Below are 19,795 nucleotides of genomic sequence, written 5' to 3' on the forward strand. Positions count from 1 at the left end.
ATATGTGGTCACATGAGTGGCTCAGCCTACCGATGTCCTCCCCCCGGCCAGCCGCCGCAACAGCGGCAGATCCACTCGTTCCAGGCTGTCCACGATCAGTACGTCGTACGGCACCGGCATGGCGTCGGAGACCGCGACCACCCGGCACCCGGCCGCGTGAGCGGCGGCGAGGCCGGTGGGGCTGTCCTCCACGGCCACGCACACGGCCGGATCCAGGCCCAGGGCGGCGGCCGCCTTGAGGTACGGATCAGGCAGGGGCTTGGCGCGTACGGTGTCCTCGGCCGCCACGACCAGGGCGAAGCGTTCCGCCCCGATCGTGCGCAGCACCATGTCCACGATCTGCCGGGGGGAGGCGCTGACCAGTGCGACGGGCATGCCCGCCGCCCCCAGGTCGTCCAGCAGCCGGATCGCGCCCGGCAGCGGCGTCACCCCCTCCGCGATCCGTTCCGCGAAGGCCTCGATGAGCCGCACACCGACCTCGGTGAGCCGCGCGTCGGCCGGCTCGGGCCGTGCGTCGGCCGGGACGGGCCGTGCGTCCGGGGCGGGGGGAGACAGGGCGTCCGGGACCGGGGAGGACGGGGCGGGGGAGGACGGGGCGCGCCGCAGGAGGTGGGCCGCCACGTGCTCGGCCGCCCGGCCGAGCACGTGATCGATTTCGGCCTCGCTCAGCTCCAGGCCGAGTTCCGCCGCCACCGCCACACAGGCCTCCCACCACATTCCCTCGGTGTCCACGAGCGTGCCGTCCATGTCGAACAGGACGGCCCGGAGCTCAACTGACACCGGCGGGGTTCCCTGATGTGGCGGGCGTGCTCACCGCGGCGGCGGTGCGTTCGGCGACCAGGACGGGACGCTGCACCAGGCTGACGCTCACCCGCGTGCCGGGGGCCAGCCGCATCGCCTCGTGCCCGGGGACGTCGGAGAGGACCTCCAGCTCGCCCAGCTGTACGCGCAGCCGCGCGGACGAGCCGCGGAACGACGACGCCAGGATCATCGCGCTCCCCTCGGAGGAGGGAGTGACGAGCACCGCCTCGGGGCGGATCAGCACGTCGACGTCGGAGGAGGAGGGAACCGGGCCGTCCACCGGGAGCAACTGGCCGAGGGCCGTGACCTCGTCGCCGGACAGCCGGCCGGGGATGTGGTTCATCGTGCCGACGAACTCGGCCACGAACGGCGTGGACGGCCGGTCGTAGACCTCGGCCGGAGGCCCGACCTGCTCCAGCCGTCCGTTGCGCAGCACCGCGACCCGGTCGGCGGCCGAGAGCGCCTCCTCCTGGTCGTGGGTCACGAAGATGGTGGTGATGCCCAGTTCGAGCTGGAGCCGCCGGATCTCCTCCCGGAGCGTGACGCGGACCTTGGCGTCCAGCGCCGACAGCGGCTCGTCCAGCAGCAGCACGCGAGGCTCCAGCGCCAGCGCCCTGGCCAGGGCGACGCGTTGCTGCTGGCCGCCGGACATCTCATGCGGGTAGCGCTCGGCGTGCGTGGGAAGGCCGACCAGCTCCAGCAGCTCCGCCGCCCGCGCGTGGCGCTTGGCGGTGGGAACCTTGCGGACCCGGAGCCCGAACGCCACGTTGTCGCGGACGTTGAGGTTGGGGAACAGGCTGTAGGACTGGAAGACCATGCCCGCGTCCCTGCGGTTGGCGGGCAGGCGGGTGATGTCCTTGCCGTCCACGAGCACGGCGCCCGCGTCCGGGGTCTCGAAGCCCGCCACGCACCGCAGCGCCGTGGTCTTGCCACAGCCGGAGGGACCGAGGAGAGCTATCAGCTCGCCGGGCGCGATGGTCAGATCCAGGCCGTCCAGGGCGACCGTGCGGCCGAACACGCGGCGCAACCCCCTGAACTCGACGCTGGCGGTCATGAGGTGCTCCTTCGTTTGGAACCCGCGCTGGACAGGGTGAGCAACAGCAGCCAGATGATCAGCAGGCTGAGGATCGAGACGGCCACGGAGAGCTGGCCGTTGGCCCCGGAGATCGTCACGATCCAGACCGGGAAGGTTCGGTAGCCGAGAAGCGCGGCGATGGTGTATTCGCCGAGCACCAGCGCGAGGGTGAGGAACGAGGCACTGGCGATGGCCGTGCGCAGGTTGGGGATGATGACCCGGAACACGACCTCGGGCCACGACGCGCCCAGGTTGCGGGCCGCCTCCACCAGGGTGCGCACGTCGATCGCGCGCAGCCCGGAGTCCAGCGAGCGGTAGACGAACGGCAGCGCCAGCACCACGTAGGCCAGCACGAGCACCACGGGGAACGTCTCGTTCTGGATCGCGATCAGGGTCGCCCACAGCGGGGTGGCGGCCAGGTAGTCGGGTCCCCAGCGCAGCACCGTGCTGATCCCGGCCACGAAGGTGATCGGCGGCACGACCAGCGGAAGCGTGCAGATCACCTCCAGCACGGGGCCCAGCCTGGGCGCGCTGAGCCGTACGGCCAGCATCGCCGGGAGCGTGAGGGCGAGGACCACCACGATGGTGGCGACGGCCATCGCGAGCGAGAGCAGCATGCTGGTGCCGAAGCCCTCGGCGCCGAAGATGTCCAGGTAGGCGCTGAGGGAGAAGCCCTGCTGGTCGTTGTAGACGGAGTACCAGAACGAGGCTCCCAGCGGGACCAGGAAGTAGACGGCCGCGATTCCCAGCACCACTCCGCGCCAGATCCTCGGGCGCCGCGGGCGGGCGGGGGAGACGGCCTGTGGGGTCTCCAGGACGGGAGTCACCGCAACCATCGGCTGCTCCTCTTCTGCAGCGGCAGGTAGACCGCCATGACCAGACCTGCGATGACGATCATGTCGAGGCTGAGCGCGAGCGCCATGTTCTCGTGCCCGATGAGCACGTTGCCGGTCAGGGCATCCGCGATCTGCAGGGTGACCAGCGGGACCGTGCTGCCGACCATCGCCCTGGCGGTGGCGTAGGCGGCGAACGCGCCGCCGAACAGCAGGACCACGCCGCCGAGCAGCGAGGGCGTCAGCACCGGGATGCCGACGTGACGCCAGTACTGCCAGGTGGTGGCGCCGTTGTTGCCGGCCGCCTCCCGCCACTGCGGCTTGAGGCCGTCCAGCGCGGGGACCACGGTGAGGACCATCAGGGGCACCGAGAAGTACATGTAGACCAGGGCCAGGCCCCAGAAGTTGTACAGGCTCCAGCTCCCGTCGGCGAGCCCGAAGGCCTTGGTGATCACACCGGCGTTGCCCAGGGTGGCGATCCAGGCGAACGCCAGCGGCACGCCGCCGAAGTTGGCCAGAACGCCCGAGGCGGTGAGCACCGACTCGCGCAGCGCCCGGGAGTGGGAGGTCACCACGGCCTGGGCGAGGAAGGTGCCCAGGATCGCGCCGAGCACCGCGACCACGGCCGACAGCTGCACGCTGCTGATGAGGGTGTTGAGGTAGTTGCCCTGAAGGCTCTCGGTCAGGTTGGAGGTGCTGAACGAGGAGGTGAGGGTCTTCGGGTCCTTGACGGTGAACGCGCCGAACAGCAGCGCGATCGCCGGGATCCCGAAGGCGAGCGCCACGAAGGCGAGCAGGGGCAGGGCGGCGAGCCATCCCTTGGAGCGAGTACGGCTGCCGCCCCGGGCAGCCGTACCTCCGTCGGTCGTCATCGATCAGCCCGCGACAGCGGCGCCCCAGCCGGAGGCCAGGACTTCCTTCGCCTTGTTGTTCTGCTCCTCGGTCGGGAAGGTGGGCTCACCCTCCACCGCGGGCAGGTTGGCCTCGGCGGCGGCGTCGACCGTGCCGTCGGCCTTCATGGCGGGCAGCAGCACCGGGCGGGCGAAGCCGGCCAGGTAGAGGTTCTGGCCCTCGGCGCTGTAGAGGAACTCCTGCCACAGGCGGGCGGCGGCCGGGTGCGGGGCGTCCTTGTTGATCGCCTGCGCGTAGAGCTGGAGGAACTTGCCGTCGGACGGGATGTTCGTCTTCCAGTCCAGGCCCTTCTCCGCCATCTTCGGGGCGTAGGCGGCGTTGTTGTAGTCCCAGTCGATGCTGATCTGGGTCTCGCCCTTCTCGATGGTGGCGGGGGTGGTCTCCACCGGGTTGAAGTTGCCCGCGGCCTTCAGCTTCTTGAAGAAGTCCAGGCCGGGCTGGATGTCGTCGAAGGAGCCGCCGTTGGCCAGGGCCGCGGCGAACACGCCCGCGAACGCCGAGCCGGACTGGGTCGGGTTGCCGTTCATCGCGACCTTGCCCTTGTACTCGGGCTTGAGCAGGTCGGCGAAGCTCGTCGGGCAGGTGGTGATCTTCTTGGCGTCGCAGCCGATGGAGACGTAGCCGCCGTAGTCGTTGAACCAGAGGCCGGTCGCCTCCTTCTGGTTCTCGGGGATCTTGTCCCACGTCTGGACCTTGTAGGGCGCGAACAGGCCCTCGGCGGCGCCGCTGATCGCGAAGGACTGGGCGACGTCGAGCACGTCGGGGGCGCGGTCCTGACCCTTGCGGGTCTTCACCGCGTTGATCTCGTCGGCGCTGGCGGCGTCGGGAGTCTCCTCCTCGATCTCGATGCCGGGGTACTTCGCCTTGAAGGCCGCGATGATCTTGCCGTAGTTCGCCCAGTCGGGCGGGAGTGCGATGACGTGGAGCTTGCCCTCCTTGTTCGCCGCCTCGACGAGCTTGTCCAGCCCGCCGAAGTCGGCCGCGGAGGTGGCGGTCCTGGCGTCCACGCCGGCGGCGCTACCGCCGGAGGCGGCGGGGGCCGCGGTGGTGCTCGGAGCGGCACCACATGCCGTGGCGCCCACCAAGAGGAACGCGGCCAGGCCTGCGAAGCGAATTCGAGATGCGATCACTTTGTCTCCCAAGGGGATGGCGCGATAAGCAACGAAAGTAGAGGAACTTGTACAAACAAGCTAGACCTGGCAGGTCGGTAGTCGGTTTCCGTTCAGTGAACACCTGAAGTACGTCAGTGAAATGCAACAACTGGGGCTTTACGAATGGCTCCACGTGCCTAGGGTGTGGTCAGGACCGGCCGCCCAGTGCGCGCAGATGGAGGTTTCCGTCGCGCGCCGGGGCGGGGCACGAGAGGGCAGGCGTGAGGAGCGGGGCGAGGTTGCGTAGCAGTCGGGGATCGAATCGGTTGTCCGGGAGGGCGTTTCGGAAGAGGCTCGGGCGGATGCCCGGACGGATGTCCGAGGGGGCGCGATCATGACGGCCCGCTACATGGACATCGCGGGAGAGCTGCGCGACGCCATCGTGCGCGGCGAGTACGCCGTGGGCGCGCAACTGCCCTCCGAGGCCGAGCTCGCCGTTCGCTTCTCGGCCTCGCGGGGCACGGTCCGCCAGGCGGTGGCCGTGCTCGCCACCGAGGGGCTGGTCGGGTCCAGGCAGGGGGCCAGACGTATCGTGCTCGGCCGCGAGCGCAGCCAGAGCTTCGCCGAGCTGAACAGCTTCGCGCAGTGGGCGCGGGCGATGGGCTACCGGGTCAGCGGGCAGGTGCTGGAACAGCGCCGTCTGGGCGCGAGCGTCACCGAGGCGGCCCGGCTGGCGCTCCAGCCGGGTGATCCGGTGCTGGCGGTGCTGCGACTCCGCTCGCTCGACGGTGAGCCCGCGATGCTGGAGCGGACGGTCTACGCCGGGTGGATCGCCCCGGCTGTCGAGCGGATCGCCCACGACTGCGAGTCGATCACCCAGGCGCTCTTCGAGAGCGTCGGCCTGGTCTTCGCCTATGGCGAGCACCTCATCGACGCGGTCGCGGCGGGCGTCCAGGACGCCCAGCTGCTGGCCGTACGGCGCGGCAGTCCTCTGCTGCGCCAGCGCCGGGTCACCACCACGCACGACGGACGCCCGGTCGAATGGTCCGACGACCGCTACCGCGCGGGGAGCGTGACCTTCAGCATCCGCAACTCGGTGGACGCCAATCCGTTGGTACGGCAGATGGGCGACTTGCGCCCGAGCCCATAAGAACGTATGTTCGACACAGTGAACCCGCCTTCCCCCGGGTGCTCATCCGAAGGCCGCGGGGGGAGAGATGTCTTGAGCAGACTTTACGGCGACCCGATCGAGGTATGGACCCGGGAGGGGCAACCGGTCCAGTTCGTCTGGCGCGACCGGCTTCACACCGTCCGCCGGATCCTCGATCACTGGGTGGTCTCGCGTGAGTTGTGGAAGATCTCCGAGAGCGATCCGGGCGAGCGGCGGTTCTGGCGCCTTGAGGCGGGCCCCGGCGGCGGGGCCGGCACCTACGAGCTCCGCTTCGACACCGCCGCCGAGGGCTGGCTGCTGATGAGGGCACTGGACTGACCTCTCGCCCTCGGCCCCTGCGCCGGGACAACCCACGAGATCGCCGGGCCTCCGGGGCGGATGCCCTGTCCTTTGGGGCCGGGGGCGGCCTCAGTTCGGAGCGGTCTGCGGGACGGCCTGCGGGGCCTGCTCGCCGGTGATGGCCGGGGCGACGCGCGAGGGCGGCTCCGCGCTGAGGAACGGGGCGGTGTGCGAGGCCGGCCCCGCGCCGGTGTGCGGGGTCAGCTCCGCGGCGATCTGCGGAAAGGGCCGCGCGACGCCGCCGCCTTCCGCGATCCGGCGCCGGCGCTGCGCCCCCACGGCCTGGATCCTGGAGATCTGCCGGACGGTCGCCGCGCACAGCAGGGCGGCGATCGTGACGGCGGCCAGCTCGACCGGGCCGAGACCGGTCAGGGCGGTGCTCCCCTTGGACGTGCCGGACGACAGCCTCACCAGGACCAGCGTGAGCGCGGCCAGCCAGCTCAGCCACCAGGCGGTGAGCAGCGTCAGCCAGCGAGTACGGCGGTTCACCGGAGGGCGTGAGGCCCACCACAGGCGATCCATCATCACCGGCGGGGCGATCAGGTTGACCCCCGGCACGAACCAGCCGGCCAGGACCGAGGGGGCCGCCGGCCTGGCCTGCCCCGTGTCCCGCCTGGCCCGGATCAGCCAGATCATGCACGCGACGACGACCGCGATCGTGGTCGCGGCGACGAACATGATCAGGATGGCGAAGAGGGTGACGGCGCCGACGACGGCCTGCGCGCCGGGGGCATGGGGGTCGCCGCCGAGCGCCGAGATCTCCCGGGCCAGTTGCCGGCCGCGGGCCTGTTCGAACACGACCAGGGCGGCAGTCGCGAACACCTGGGCGGCAAGAGTCGCATAGACGGTCAAAACTGACCTTCTTGGCGAAAACTTCTCTGAAGGCGAGGTGAAGCGCATGTATATCTCCCCCCGGCATGCGCTGAAGGACTTGCCCTTCTTTTATCCCGTCTGCTCCTCTGCTAATCAGGCTCCTCCTTTGCTAAATCAGCTCACAACACCTGACTCCCATGCCCAAGCCGCGATCTCCACCCGGTTCCTGGCGCCGAGCTTCACCTGGATGCTCCCCAGATGTGTCTTGACGGTGGACAACGAGACGAACAACTCGGCGGCGACCTCCTGGTTGGTCCGCCCCCTGGCCACCCGGCGGACCACGTCCAGTTCGCGTTCGGTGAGAGGTTCGCTGGGCGACCGGGTGGCGCCGACCCGGGGAGGGGCCAGGTGTTCGAGCAGGCGGACGGTCACCGAGGGCGACACCAGCGCGTCCCCGGCCGCCGCGGCCCGGATCGCCTCGATGAGCAGCGCCGGTCCGCTGTCCTTCAGCAGGAACCCGGTCGCCCCGGCGCGCAGTGCTCCGTAGACGTACTCGTCCAGGTCGAAGGTGGTGACGATGACCACCCGCAGCGGGTCGGGAACCCCCGGCCCGGCCAGGATCCGGGTGGCCTCCAGGCCGTCCAGCCGGGGCATCCGGATGTCCAGCAGGCACACGTCGGGCCGGAGTCTCCGTGCCTGCTCGACCGCCTCGGCGCCGTTCGCGGCGGTCGCCACGACCTCCATGTCCTGCTGGGCGTCCAGAATCATCTGGAAACCGGTCCGCACAAGCTGCTGGTCGTCCGCGATGAGCACCCGAATCGTCATTCGATGGATTCTGCCAGTTGGAGGCGTGACATCGACCTTTCAGACGATGTCCTGATATATGGACCCGCCCGGCGCCCGGTGGGCGGAGCTCAGCCCAGGACCAGGTCGCGGATCGTCTTCAACGAGGTCTCGTCACGGGGGCCCATCACCAGCAGGTTGGTGACAGGGCTCTTGCGCCACAGCTCCAGGCGCTCGCGGATCCGGCCCGCCGGGCCGACCAGGGAGATGCCGTCGGCCAGTTCGTCCGGGATCGCGTTGAACGCCTCGTCCTTGCGCCCGGCCAGATAGAGCGCCTGGATCTCCTCGGCGGCCTCGGCGTAGCCCATCCTGCCGATGATGTCGGCGTGGAAGTTGCGGCTCTTGGCGCCCATGCCGCCGATGTAGAGGGTCAGCATCATCTTCACGCCGTCCAGCGCGGACCTGACGTCGTCGGTGATCACCGTCATGACCATGGCGGCGATGTCGAAGTCCGGCCCGGTGCCGGCCAGGGACGGGCCGTACATCTGCTCGATCTTCTCCGGGAACACGAACAGCGGCAGCCAGCCGTCGGCGATCTCACCGGCGAGCGCGACGTTCTTGGGTCCCTCGGCGCCCAGGTAGAGGGGGATCTCGGCGCGGAGGGGAGTGGTGATCAGCTTCAACGGCTTGCCCAGGTTCGCCCCGCCCGGGTAGGGGAGCGGGTAGTGCTCGCCGTCGCTGGTCACCGGCCCCTCGCGCCGCCAGATTTTGCGCATGATCTCGACGTATTCACGGGTGCGGGCCAGCGGCTTGGGGAATGGTCTTCCGTACCAGCCCTCGACCACCTGGGGTCCGGACGCGCCGATGCCGAGCAACAGCCGACCGCCTGTCAGATGATCCAGTGTCATGGCGGTCATCGCGGTCGCGGCGGGGGTCCTGGCCGAGATCTGGACCACGGAAGTGCCCAGCTTGATGCGGGAGGTCCGCGCCCCGTACCAGGCCAGTGGGGTGAAAGCGTCGCTGCCGTACGCCTCGGCGGTCCAGACGGACTCGTATCCCAGTCGTTCGGCGACCTGGACGAGTTCGGTGGAGTCGTCGGAGTTACGCTGCCAGTAACCGAGATTCAGGCCAAGCTTCAGATCACTACCCATGGAGGTCTCCTCCGAACACCGAATATGCGCCTCGTAATTAGAACACGTTCTACCTTTGTCGGTCGAATGGGAGGTGTCAAAATTCAGTCTTCCGGGAAACGAGCATCTGTGCTTAACGCTGTCCGCAGGGTTTTCTCCCTGATTTTGCTCCTCACCATCGCCGCCTCGGGAACGGTCTCTGCCGTGGCGCAGGCGGATGAAAAGCCCAATATCGTGTTCATCCTCGCTGATGACCTGGAAGACGGCGACCTACAGAAATTTCCAAATATCTGGAAACTGCTCGCTCTTGGCGGCACCCGCTTCGACCGGTTCTTCGTCCCCGACTCCTGGTGCTGCCCGTCCCGCGCGTCGATCCTGCGCTGCCAGTACGTTCACAGCCACGGTGTCCTGACCAACACGGCGCCCGAGGGCGGTTTCGAGAAGTTCTTCACCTCCGGCCTGGAACGTTCCACAATCGGCACCTGGATGAAGTCGGCCGGCTACCGAACCGGACTGCTGGGCAAATACCTCAACCACTATCCGGGCACCGTCGCCGCGCCCACCTACGTGCCAGAGGGGTGGGACGACTGGGCTGTTCCAGTGCGAAACCTCTACCAGCAGTACAATTACACGCTTAACGAGAACGGCGTGCTGAAAGACTACGGAGCCCTGGCCCAGGACTATCTGGGGGACGTGCTCACCCAGAAGGCGAATTCGTTCGTCACCCAGCAGGGCGATGATCCGTTCTTCCTGTATCTCGCCCCGATCAGCCCGCACAACCCGGCCAGTTACGCTCCCCGGTACCGCGACGCCTTCGCCGACGCCATCGCGCCTCGCACCGGCTCCTTCGACCAGAGCGACGTGAAGGACGAGCCCGCCTGGCTGCGGGCCCTGCCGAGGTTCAGCGAGCGAACGATCGCGAAGATCGACGAGCGCTACCGCAACCGGCTCAGGTCCATGCTCAGCGTGGACGACATGGTCGGCACTCTGATCGAGAGCCTGCGAGCCACCGGAAAGCTGGAGAACACCTACATCTTCTTCAGCTCCGACAACGGGTTCCACCTGGGCCAGCACCGGCTCGCGCAGGGGAAGACCACCCCGTTCGACGAGTCGATCAAGGTGCCCCTGCTGGTGCGCGGGCCGGGCATCCGGGCCGGTGGCGTCGTCGGCGACATGAGCTCCAGCGTGGACCTCGCCCCGACCTTCACCCAGCTCGGCGGAGCCGTGCTTCCGAGCTTCGCCGAAGGCCGTTCCCTGCTCCCGCTCCTGCGGGGCCGGACCCCTCCGGGCTGGCGCCAGAACGTGCTGCTGGAGTTCTATCGCCCGACCAACCGGAGTTCGGCCCGGCAGACGCCGGTCCCCCCCTACTCGGGCATGCGAACCGCGGAGAGCCTCTTCGTCCGCTACGCGACCGGTGAATACCAGCTGTACGACCTGGCCAGGGACCCCTATGAGCTTCACAACCTCGCAGCCAGGGTCCCGCTGTCGGTGATCGCCGAGTTCAACCAGCAGCTCGACGCGCTGGTCTCCTGTTCGGGTGCGAACTGCCGTTCGGCCGACTCCGTCCGGCCGCCCTCGCTGCCCGTCCTGTCTACGGCCCCGTCCCTGGTCCCGGGACCGAAGGGGCAGTGAGCCCCGTGTCGAGGGATCAGCCGATCCTGTCCCCGGGGTCGTACGGCGGTGAGCCTTCCGCCGCGGACCACCCGGCCCCGGGGTCGTACGGCGGTGAGCCTTCCGCCGCGGACGACCCGGCCCCGGGGCCGGACAGCGGTGAGCCCTGTGCCACGGGACTTTCCGCCCCTGTCCCCGGGCCGGACGGCAGGGGGTCGGCCGGCCACGCCTCCTGCCCCCCGGGCCGAAGGGCCGGTGAGATGTCGGGGTAGGCGTACCGCAGGTGGGCTTCGACGGCGGCCGTCGCCCCCGCGGAGTCTCCGGCGGCGATGGCCCGGTGGATCCGATGATGGTCGGCCATGAGCCCGGCCGTGCCGCCGAGACGTTCGACGGCCTCGACGGCGTAGCGGCGGAGCGAGTCCCGAAGGGAGAGCATGATGGCGGCGATCAGCCGGTTTCCCGAAGCCTCGGCGATGCCGACGTGGAACGCGGTGTCGTGCTCGACGAACTCCTCCGCCGTCGTGGCACGTTCCATCCGCTCCAGCGCGGAGGTCAGGGCCGACAGATCGGCGCCGTGGACGGAGGCGTGCGCGGCGGACCACTGCTCGATCATCAACCGGGCGTCGACGACCTCGTCGAGGGAGAGGCTCGACAGCCCGAGGTGGAGTCTGAGCAGGTCGGTCAGGGCCTCCGCGGGCTTGGAGATCAGTACGGCGCCCGCGTCGGGGCCCCGTCCGGCCTGCGACGACACCACGCCGAGCGTCTCCAGCACCCGCATCGCCTCGCGCACCGACGAGCGGCTGACCCGGAGCTGTTCGGCGAGGTGGCGCTCGGCCGGCAGGCGGTCGCCCACCGTGAGCCCGTCGCCCGCGATGCGCAGCTCGATCTGGGCGATCACATCCTCGAACGCCCGGGTGCGCCGGACCGGCTGCCATTCGCTCAAGAGTCCTCCTCTTGTGGGAAAATATGGTCAGACCATACTGTGGTCAGACCATAAAGCGAAAGGAGTGTCGTGCGCGTCGCCCTGTTCATCACATGTGTGAACGACACACTGTTCCCCGGCACCGGACAGGCGGTCGTGACGCTGCTACGCCGCCTCGGATGTGACGTCGAGTTCCCCCAGGCGCAGACCTGCTGTGGTCAGATGCACGTCAACACGGGATATCCCGAGGAGGGCAGGCTGCTGGCCCGGCACTTCGTGGACGTTTTCGCCGAGTACGACGCGGTCGTCGCCCCGTCGGGATCGTGCGCCGCCATGGTCCGCGAGCAGTACCCGAGGCTGACCCGCGCGACCGCCCCCGCCGCCGTCCCCGCGGCCGGGACGTCCGCGGACGCCACCGTGGCCGGCGTCGCACCGGCGGGACGGGTGCGGGTCCCCTCCTCCGGAGGGCCCGTCTCCTTCGCCGACGAGGTCGCCGCGCTGACGCCGAAGGTCTACGACCTCTCCGAGTTCCTGATCGACGTCCTCGGCGTCACCGACGTCGGCGCCTACTTCCCGCACCGGGTGACCTACCACCCGACCTGTCACTCCCTGCGGGGCCTCCACCTGGGAGACCGTCCCACCCGCCTGCTCGAACAGGTCAGGGGCCTGGAACTGGTCCCGCTCCCCGGGGCCGACGAATGCTGCGGGTTCGGCGGCACCTTCGCGGTGAAGAACCCGGCGATCTCCGCGGCCATGTGCGGCGACAAGGTGCACAACGTCGTCAGCACCCGTGCGGAGGTGCTGTGCGCCGCCGACAACTCCTGCCTGATGCACATCGGAGGCACCCTCAAGCGGCAGCGCACCGGGGTCCGGATCATGCATCTCGCCGAGATCCTCGCCGCCACGGAGGTCACCCGATGATCGACGCCACACGAGTGCCCGCGACGTCCGGGCACCGCGCTCCTCACGACCGCGAAGCGCCGTCGTCCGGGGAAGGGGCCGTGCGATGAGCGGGGGCAACAACACATTCCTCGGCATGCCCGCGTTTCCCGAGAACGCCGCGGCGGCCGTACAGAACTCGCAGCTCAGGTTCAACCTCCGCAAGGCCACGCACACGATCCGCGGCAAGCGGGCCGGCGTGGTCGCCGAGTTGCCCGACTGGATGGAGCTCCGCCAGGCGGGCAAGGAGATCAAGGACCACACCCTGCGCAACCTGGAGCGCTACCTCCTCCAGCTGGAGGAGGCCGTCACCGAGGCGGGCGGCCACGTTCACTGGGCGGCCGACGCGGATGAGGCCAACCGGATCGTCGCCGATCTGGTCAAGGCCACCGGCGAGACCAGCGTGGTCAAGGTCAAGTCGATCGCGACCCAGGAGATCGGCCTCAACGAGGCCCTCCAGGCGGAGGGCATCACCGCCTACGAAACCGACCTGGCCGAGCTGATCGTGCAGCTCGGCGACGACTGGCCCTCGCACATCCTGGTTCCGGCGATCCACCGGAACCGTTCGGAGATCCGCGAGATCTTCCAGGACAAGATGGCCGACTGGGGTCGCGCGGCACCCGAGGGGCTGACCGACGAGCCCAGCGCACTCGCCGAGGCGGCCCGGCTCCACCTGCGAGAGCGCTTCCTGTCGACCAAGGTCGCGGTCTCCGGCGCCAACTTCATGATCGCCGAGACCGGCACGCTGGTGATCCTGGAGTCCGAGGGCAACGGCCGGATGTGCCTCACCCTGCCCGAGACGCTGATCAGCGTGGTCGGCATCGAGAAGCTGCTGCCGAGCTGGCGGGACCTGGAGGTCTTCCTCCAGCTTCTGCCCAGGAGCTCCACCGGCGAGCGGATGAACCCCTACACCTCCGCCTGGACCGGCGCGGTCGAAGGCCAGGAGTTCCACCTCGTCCTGCTCGACAACGGCCGCACCCAGGTCCTGGCCGACGAGGTCGGCCGCCAGGCGCTGAGGTGCATCCGCTGTTCGGCCTGCCTGAACGTCTGCCCGGTCTACGAACGCGCGGGCGGCCACTCCTACGGTTCGGTCTACCCCGGCCCGATCGGTGCGATCCTCACCCCGCAGCTGCGGGGAATGAGCTCCGCGGTGGACGCGTCCCTGCCCTACGCCTCCACGCTCTGCGGCGCCTGCTTCGAGGTCTGCCCGGTGGCGATCGACATCCCGGAGGTCCTGGTCCACCTGCGGGGCAAGGCCCCCCACGCGCGTGCCGAACGCCTGGGCATGCGGGCCGCCGGATGGGTGCTCAACCGTCCGGGACGGCTGGGGCGCACCCAGCGCCTCGGTAGTCGTCTCCGTAGGTTCGTCCCCAAACGCCTCCCCGGACCGCTGTCCGGCTGGACCAACACCCGCGACATCCCCGACATCCCCGCCGAGTCCTTCCGCGACTGGTGGAACCGTACCGATGGAGGCGCCCGATGAGCGGCGGAGCAGCCGGACCCCAGCCCGGCCTCGAACCCCCGGCGGAGGCACGGGGGCGGGACTCGCGAGATCACCGGGGACCCCAGGCGAGCGCGAGAAGCAGGGAGCTGATCCTGTCGAGGATCCGCGCGGCCGTGGCCGGAGCCCCCGACGTCGAGATCACCCGGGCCTACCGTACGTCGTCGGACCTGGCCGGGGTGGTGGAGCTGTTCGCCGAGAGGGTGGCCGACTACCGGGCCGTGGTGCACGTGGCGGACCCCGGCGAGGTGGCGGGAGTGATCACGTCCGCGCTGGAGCGGCGGGCGGTCACCCGGGTGGTGGTGCCGGACGGGCTGCCCGCCGAATGGGCGGCGGGGGTGGAGGCGGCTCGCGTGGCGGAGGCCGTGCGGTCCGGCTCCGGAGCGGGGGCCGTGCGGTCCGTGCGGGACGAGCCCGCGCTGAGCGCGGCGGAGCTCGACGCGGTCGACGGGGTGATCACCGGGTGCGCGGTGGGGATCGCCGAGACCGGCACGATCGTGCTGGACGCGGGAGCGGCCCAGGGGCGGCGGGCGCTGACCCTGGTGCCGGACTACCACCTGTGCGTGGTGCGGGTAGGGCAGATCGTGGCGGGTGTGCCCGAGGCCGTCGCCCGGCTCGACCCCGTCAGGCCGCTGACCTGGATCAGCGGTCCCTCGGCGACCAGCGACATCGAGCTGAACCGCGTCGAGGGCGTGCACGGTCCGCGCACGCTCGAGGTCGTGATCGTCCGCTGAGAGGCGGGCGAGTGAGAACGCCCGGCCTGAGGTCGCGCTCGGGCCGGGCCCGTCAGAGCCTTTTCCTCCCGATGCCCCATCCGAGCGCCGCCGCCTTTCCCGCATTCCCGAACGTTCCGTCCGGCGGCGACCGGAGGGCGTCGATCACCGTGTCCGGCGCCTCCCCGTTCGACGGCCGTCATCCCTTTCACACTCGAACGGGCGAACATCCAGGTTCCGCAGCACATTTCGTGTGACGAACCCGACATCACCCCATTCCGCGACAAGGTAAGCGCATGACCGCCTTCGCCCCCGATCTGTCCGTCACGACCGAACGGCTCGTGCTCCGCCGCTTCGCCCCCGGCGACGAGAGCCGCATCCGTGAGGTGGTGGGGGCGCGGGTCCGGTTCCTTCCGCCCAACGCTCCCGGCCACCGGTCCGGCATCTCCCAGTGGCTCGCCCACGGGGTGCACGAGCTGCACCGCTCGGGCCAGGGCGTGCACCTGGCGATGGAGGCCGAAGGGCTCATCGTGGGCGCGGTCAGCCTGTACAAGACCCTTTGGGGCGCGGGAACCACCGAGGTGGGGTACGGCGTGCACCCGCTGCACCGGGGCCGGGGATATGCCCCCGAGGCCGTGCGCGGTCTGGCGGCCCGGGTGTTCGCGACCACCACCCTGCACAGGATCGAGCTGCGCGCCAACCTGGACAACACCGCCTCCCTCCGGGTCGCGGAGAAGGCCGGGTTCGTCAGGGAGGGGGTGCTGCGCGCCGCCGGGACGAACGCCGACGGCCCGTGCGACCTTGTGGTGTTCGGCCTGCTCAGAACCGATCGGGCCTGACGGATGACCGATCGCGGCGCGGGGGAGGAGAATCCCCGGTGTCCGGGTGGGTCCCGGGCGCCACGCGGAGCCGGTCGTGCTGGACGTCTACGGCGAGCGCGGATACCGTGCCGGAGGCGCGTGGGCCCACGTCTTCGGGTCGGCCGTCCACCCCGGCGCCCGCGGTCGATTTGATCTTCTTTGCCCATCGTGCTCGTATATGACCAGGGAAAGTTTATTGATCCGTTACCTGTTCATGGCGCGACGTTATCGGATATCCTCGCGACTCGCGATCGCATAATCCCAGGTCAAGGTCATTGGAGTCCTGTTCTCTATGAAACCGCCTCTGCTGCTCATCGAGCAGGGCTCGCACTATGACAACGGATCAGCTGAATTCGGTAGATTCATTCACCGCCTTCGCTGTCGCCTGGATCAGACGGCGGCCGATGTGTCCGGCGGATACATCGCCAGAGCCAGGCCCCGTCTCAGCGACTCGGTCTCCTCTCTGATCGCGCGCGGGCACCACCGGATGGTGACGTTGCCGATGAGCCTCACGGGAGACGCGTGGCTGGGCGCCGACATCCCCTCCGCGATGGCCCGTGAGCAGGAGAGACATCCCATGCTCACCTGCGACCACGGTCGTCCGCTGGGTTCGGATCCCCGCATCCTGTCGCTGCTCGCCGAGCGTCTGGCCGACGCCGCGGCCGAGGTGGCCAGTCTCCGGCTGGTCCCGGCGGCGGCGGGGCCGCTCGACGAGGAGCCCGAGCACATCGACATCGGCGAGACCGCCGTGGTCCTGGTCGGCGACGGCTCCACCGACCCGGCCACCAACGCCGACGTGCACCGCGTCTCCCGCCTGTTCTGGGAGACCCACGCCCACGAGTACATGACCGTGGAGACCGCCTTCATCTCCCTCACCCCGCCCGGCGTCCCCGGGGGCATCGAGCGCTGCCGCCGCCTCGGCGCCAAGCGCGTGATCCTCGTGCCCTACCTGCTGTTCGCCGGTGGCCTGCTGGATCGCGTCTGGGCCCAGGCCATGGCCTACTCCGCGGGCCACTCCGACCTGGACGTCCGCTGCGCCGACGTCATCGGCGACTGCGAAGGGCTGGCCGACGTGGTCATCGAACGCTACGAGGAGGCGCTCAGTGGCATCGCCTGGTGACCTTTTCGTCCAATCCCCTGGAATCCGGTTTCCAGGGGACACTGGACCGCATGACCATCCTTGAGCAGACCATTGCCGCGATCCGGCCGGCCGATCCGGTGGCCGTCGCAGAGGCACGTGCCCACCAGGACCGTCTGACCAAACCCCGAGGCGCGCTGGGCGCGCTGGAGGAGGTGGCGGTACGGCTGGCCGGAGCCGCGGCCGTCAGCCCGCCGCCGCTTCCCGCTCCGGCGGCCTTGGCGATCTTCGCGGCCGACCACGGCGTCCACGCTCAGGGGGTGAGCCCGTGGCCGCAGGAGGTCACCCTCCAGATGGTCGGCAACTTCCTCGCGGGCGGCGCCGTGGCCAACGCCTTCGCGACACAGGTCGGCGCCTCGGTGACGGTCGTGGACGTCGGGGTGGCCGCCGACCTCGATCCGGCGCCCGGCCTGAGGATCAGCAAGGTCGCGTACGGCACGGCCGACCTGTCCCAGGGGCCGGCGATGACCGCCGAGCAGGTGACCGCGGCCCTGGAGGCCGGGGTGGTCGTGGCTCGCGAGCTCGTGGAGCAGGGGGCCCGCTGCCTGATCACCGGAGACATGGGCATCGCCAACACCACGGCCTCCGCCGCCCTGATCTGCGCGTTCACCGGGCAGGACGCGGCCGTCGCGACGGGCAGGGGGACCGGCGTCGACGACGAGACGCTGGAGCGCAAGGTCGAGGTGGTCCGGCGGGCTCTCCTCGCGAACGGCCTGACGGGCGGACCGGACGGCGCCGCCTCCCCGGGGGCGCAGACGGCCCATGCAGCACAAATGCCGCAAATGGTACATATAGAGCAAAAAGAATATAAAGAACAGTCAGCTCAAATAGAGCAAACGGCGCAGGCAGCATCGGCCATGAAGACGCTGGCCGCGGTCGGCGGCCTGGAGCACGCGGCGATCGCGGGCTTCATCCTGGGCGGCGCGGCCGCCGGGGTGCCGGTCATCCTGGACGGCGTCATCGCGGGCTCGGCGGCGCTGGCGGCGGCGGCGCTGGCCCCCGCAGTCGTGGACCACTGCGTGGCCGGACACCGTTCCGCGGAGCCGGGCCACGCCGTCGCGCTGAGCCACCTGGGCCTGCGTCCCCTGGTCGAGCTGGAACTCCGGCTCGGCGAGGGCACCGGCGGCCTGCTCGCTTACCCGCTTGTTTGCGCGGCTGTCAGGGTCATGCACGAGGTGGCGACCTTCGATTCGGCCGGTGTCAGCGACAAGGAGGCCTGACCTGCGAAATGCTGGGGGCGTGCCGGTGAATGATGCTCCGCCGCTTCTTTACCTCCGTTAACGCGGAGGCAGCAAAGAAGGAGCCATTAGCCGGTAGGTTTACCTATTAACATGCCATGCTTCACGGTTCATCGCGAACGGGAGATTTGTCACCATGTCGCCCTACCTGCTCGGTTTGCGCCTATCCGGGCGGCGGGTGCTCGTCATCGGTGGTGGACGCGTCGCCCAGCGGCGGGTTCCGGCGCTGCTGGAAGCGGGCGCCCTGGTCACCGTCATCTCGACGAGTGTCACGCACGCTCTCGACGATCTCATCGCCACCGGCCGCGTGGTCTGGGAGGCCCGGCCGTATCAGGTCGGTGACCTGGACGGGGCCTGGCTGGTCCATGCCTGTACCGACGACCGCGCGGTGAACACCGCGGTGGCCGCCGAGGCCGAGGCCAAGCGGATCTGGTGCGTGCGCGCCGACGACAAGGACGCGTCGGCCGCCTGGACCCCCGCCAGCGGCAAAGTGGACGAGATCGGCGTGGCGGTCACCGCGGGCGGCGACCCCCGGCGGGCGGCCGGGATCAGGGACGCCGTCGTGGAGGCGCTCCGCGACGGTACGGTCGACGCCCGGCGCAACCGCACCAAGCCCGTCGGCGTCGCCCTGGTCGGCGGCGGGCCCGGCGATCCCGGACTGATCACGGTCCGGGGGCGGCAACTGCTCGCCCAGGCGGACGTGGTCGTCGCCGACCGGCTCGCCCCGCAGGCCCTGCTCGACGAGCTGTCCCCGGACGTCGAGCTGATCGACGCCGCGAAGATCCCCTACGGCCGTTACATGGCCCAGGAGAAGATCAACGAGCTGCTGATCCAGCACGCCAAGCAGGGCAAGTTCGTGGTCCGGCTCAAGGGCGGCGACCCGTTCGTCTTCGGGCGGGGCGGCGAGGAGATGCTCGCCTGTGCCCGAGAGGGCATTCCGGTCATCGTGGTCCCCGGAATCACCAGCCCGGTCGCGGTGCCCGCCGCGGCCAACGTACCGGTGACGCACCGCGGCGTGAGCCAGGAGTTCCATGTGATCTCCGTGCACGTTCCGCCGGGTGACGAGAAATCCACCGTCGACTGGCCGAATCTGGCAAGATCCGCTGGGACCCTGGTGCTCATGATGGCCGTTGAGCGAATCGGCGCAATCGCCGAAACGCTCATCCGAGACGGACGTTCGCCAGAAACTCCCGTAATGGTGGTACAGGACGGTACTCTTCCCACCCAGCGAGCTCTTTACGCCACGCTCTCCACCGTGGCGGAGCGCGTGACCGCGGCTGGGATTCGGCCACCTGCGATCGTGATCGTCGGCGATGTCGTGAAGGTCGGCCAGGAGGTCGAGATGGTTCGAGCGGAGCGCGTACCGTGAAATCGGCTGCCAACAGGCCCCCTCACAGGGGTGGGCGTGACGACCACCGCGCCGGCACCCCCCCGGAGCCGCCCGGCGACACCTCGCCGTACGACGACGAGTCCCCCGGAGAGCGAACGGTCACCTTCGGCGCCATCCGTCCCGACGATGACGCGGCCTCCGTCCAGGCCCGCGACTCGGCTCCCAGCGGGAAAGAAACCGGTGGTGCCGCACCGTCGTCCTCGGATGATGCGTTCGCTGCTTTCCGTGCTGCGGCGGCTGCGGCTGAGGCCACCATCGCCTCGTTGACCGCGGGTAAGGACGTCTCGCGGGGGGAGGGCGCGAATGCGCCGGTCTCCGGTGCCGGGGCCTCGCCGGCGGGCGGCGGCGCGCCGTCCGCGCCTCCGGGTGTCTCCCGTGCGGACGTTCCTCCCAGGGAGGTCTCTCGTACGGTCGCCTCCCGCGCGGACGCTCCTCCCACGGGTGTTCCCCGCGCGGACGCCTCCCGTGCGGACCGAGGCGGCGTCTCGTCGCCTTCGGATGACGCGTTCGCTGCTTTCCGTGCTGCGGCGGCTGC

General features: G+C 69.8%; 19 protein-coding genes. 10 read left to right on the forward strand and 9 right to left on the reverse strand.

What is annotated here, in order from left to right; translation table 11 throughout:
• Nucleotides 1-21: 21 nt before the first annotated feature.
• The 5 genes from J2853_RS45630 to J2853_RS45650 are packed head-to-tail and all read right to left on the reverse strand — an operon-like array spanning nucleotide 22 to nucleotide 4,751.
• Complete coding sequence (locus J2853_RS45630) at nucleotides 22-780, reverse strand: HAD family hydrolase (protein ID WP_307568279.1); 759 nt, start codon at nucleotides 778-780, stop codon at nucleotides 22-24.
• Nucleotides 770-1,855 carry an ABC transporter ATP-binding protein gene (locus tag J2853_RS45635; protein WP_307568281.1) on the reverse strand — a complete coding sequence of 362 codons (1,086 nt, stop codon included), beginning with the start codon at nucleotides 1,853-1,855 and terminating at the stop codon, nucleotides 770-772. Before J2853_RS45635 ends, J2853_RS45630 begins: the two co-directional genes overlap by 11 nt.
• Complete coding sequence (locus tag J2853_RS45640) at nucleotides 1,852-2,712, reverse strand: ABC transporter permease (protein WP_307568283.1); 861 nt, start codon at nucleotides 2,710-2,712, stop codon at nucleotides 1,852-1,854. The genes J2853_RS45635 and J2853_RS45640 overlap by 4 nt, the downstream gene beginning before the upstream one ends.
• Nucleotides 2,700-3,581 (reverse strand): ABC transporter permease, encoded by an 882-nt coding sequence (locus J2853_RS45645; protein WP_307568285.1) that lies wholly within the window; start codon nucleotides 3,579-3,581, stop codon nucleotides 2,700-2,702. Before J2853_RS45645 ends, J2853_RS45640 begins: the two co-directional genes overlap by 13 nt.
• 3 nt (nucleotides 3,582-3,584) lie before the next feature.
• Nucleotides 3,585-4,751, reverse strand: a complete 1,167-nt coding sequence (locus J2853_RS45650) for an ABC transporter substrate-binding protein (protein WP_307568287.1) — start codon at nucleotides 4,749-4,751, stop codon at nucleotides 3,585-3,587.
• A 355-nt stretch (nucleotides 4,752-5,106) separates the two neighbouring features.
• Here J2853_RS45650 and J2853_RS45655 point away from each other — a divergent pair, with 355 nt between their 5' ends.
• Both J2853_RS45655 and J2853_RS45660 read left to right on the forward strand, forming a co-directional pair.
• A complete protein-coding gene (locus J2853_RS45655) occupies nucleotides 5,107-5,862 on the forward strand; it encodes a GntR family transcriptional regulator (protein WP_307568289.1) in 756 nt (251 codons plus the stop codon).
• Nucleotides 5,863-5,934: 72 nt separating this feature from the next.
• Nucleotides 5,935-6,201 carry a DUF6504 family protein gene (locus tag J2853_RS45660; protein ID WP_307568290.1) on the forward strand — a complete coding sequence of 89 codons (267 nt, stop codon included), beginning with the start codon at nucleotides 5,935-5,937 and terminating at the stop codon, nucleotides 6,199-6,201.
• Between the two features lie 90 nt (nucleotides 6,202-6,291).
• On the opposite strand, the gene J2853_RS45665 is transcribed toward J2853_RS45660, so the two are convergent.
• The 3 genes from J2853_RS45665 to J2853_RS45675 all read right to left on the reverse strand — a co-directional run bounded on the left by J2853_RS45665 (nucleotide 6,292) and on the right by J2853_RS45675 (nucleotide 8,969).
• Nucleotides 6,292-7,074 (reverse strand): DUF4328 domain-containing protein, encoded by a 783-nt coding sequence (locus J2853_RS45665; RefSeq protein ID WP_307568291.1) that lies wholly within the window; start codon nucleotides 7,072-7,074, stop codon nucleotides 6,292-6,294.
• 135 nt (nucleotides 7,075-7,209) lie between these two features.
• Nucleotides 7,210-7,860, reverse strand: coding sequence for a response regulator (locus J2853_RS45670; protein WP_307568292.1), 651 nt, complete (start codon nucleotides 7,858-7,860; stop codon nucleotides 7,210-7,212).
• An 89-nt stretch (nucleotides 7,861-7,949) separates the two neighbouring features.
• Nucleotides 7,950-8,969, reverse strand: a complete 1,020-nt coding sequence (locus tag J2853_RS45675) for an LLM class F420-dependent oxidoreductase (RefSeq protein ID WP_307568293.1) — start codon at nucleotides 8,967-8,969, stop codon at nucleotides 7,950-7,952.
• A 108-nt stretch (nucleotides 8,970-9,077) separates the two neighbouring features.
• Here J2853_RS45675 and J2853_RS45680 point away from each other — a divergent pair, with 108 nt between their 5' ends.
• Entirely contained in the window at nucleotides 9,078-10,580 is a 1,503-nt protein-coding gene (locus J2853_RS45680) for a sulfatase family protein (RefSeq protein WP_307568294.1), read from the forward strand.
• A gap of 16 nt (nucleotides 10,581-10,596) precedes the next feature.
• On the opposite strand, the gene J2853_RS45685 is transcribed toward J2853_RS45680, so the two are convergent.
• Nucleotides 10,597-11,502, reverse strand: coding sequence for a FadR/GntR family transcriptional regulator (locus J2853_RS45685; RefSeq protein WP_307568296.1), 906 nt, complete (start codon nucleotides 11,500-11,502; stop codon nucleotides 10,597-10,599).
• A gap of 69 nt (nucleotides 11,503-11,571) precedes the next feature.
• On the opposite strand from J2853_RS45685, the gene J2853_RS45690 reads away from it, so the two are divergent.
• From J2853_RS45690 to cobA, 7 genes are all read left to right on the forward strand, one after another.
• A complete protein-coding gene (locus J2853_RS45690; protein ID WP_307568298.1) occupies nucleotides 11,572-12,402 on the forward strand; it encodes a (Fe-S)-binding protein in 831 nt (276 codons plus the stop codon).
• Nucleotides 12,403-12,487: 85 nt separating this feature from the next.
• A complete protein-coding gene (locus tag J2853_RS45695; RefSeq protein ID WP_307568301.1) occupies nucleotides 12,488-13,903 on the forward strand; it encodes a lactate utilization protein B in 1,416 nt (471 codons plus the stop codon).
• A complete protein-coding gene (locus tag J2853_RS45700; RefSeq protein ID WP_307568303.1) occupies nucleotides 13,900-14,655 on the forward strand; it encodes a LutC/YkgG family protein in 756 nt (251 codons plus the stop codon). The genes J2853_RS45695 and J2853_RS45700 overlap by 4 nt, the downstream gene beginning before the upstream one ends.
• 275 nt (nucleotides 14,656-14,930) lie before the next feature.
• On the forward strand, nucleotides 14,931-15,473 hold the full coding sequence (locus J2853_RS45705) for a GNAT family N-acetyltransferase (RefSeq protein WP_307568304.1): 543 nt from the start codon (nucleotides 14,931-14,933) through the stop codon (nucleotides 15,471-15,473).
• Nucleotides 15,474-15,786: 313 nt separating this feature from the next.
• Nucleotides 15,787-16,614 (forward strand): sirohydrochlorin chelatase, encoded by an 828-nt coding sequence (locus tag J2853_RS45710; RefSeq protein WP_307568305.1) that lies wholly within the window; start codon nucleotides 15,787-15,789, stop codon nucleotides 16,612-16,614.
• A 50-nt stretch (nucleotides 16,615-16,664) separates the two neighbouring features.
• Complete coding sequence (locus J2853_RS45715; protein WP_307568307.1) at nucleotides 16,665-17,852, forward strand: nicotinate-nucleotide--dimethylbenzimidazole phosphoribosyltransferase; 1,188 nt, start codon at nucleotides 16,665-16,667, stop codon at nucleotides 17,850-17,852.
• Nucleotides 17,853-18,006: 154 nt separating this feature from the next.
• Nucleotides 18,007-19,239: a uroporphyrinogen-III C-methyltransferase gene (cobA, locus tag J2853_RS45720; RefSeq protein ID WP_307568308.1), complete on the forward strand. Its 1,233-nt coding sequence runs from the start codon at nucleotides 18,007-18,009 to the stop codon at nucleotides 19,237-19,239.
• Nucleotides 19,240-19,795 lie beyond the last annotated feature (556 nt).

The sequence above is a fragment of the Streptosporangium lutulentum genome (assembly GCF_030811455.1).
In the GTDB taxonomy this organism is placed as follows: Bacteria; Actinomycetota; Actinomycetes; order Streptosporangiales; family Streptosporangiaceae; genus Streptosporangium; species Streptosporangium lutulentum.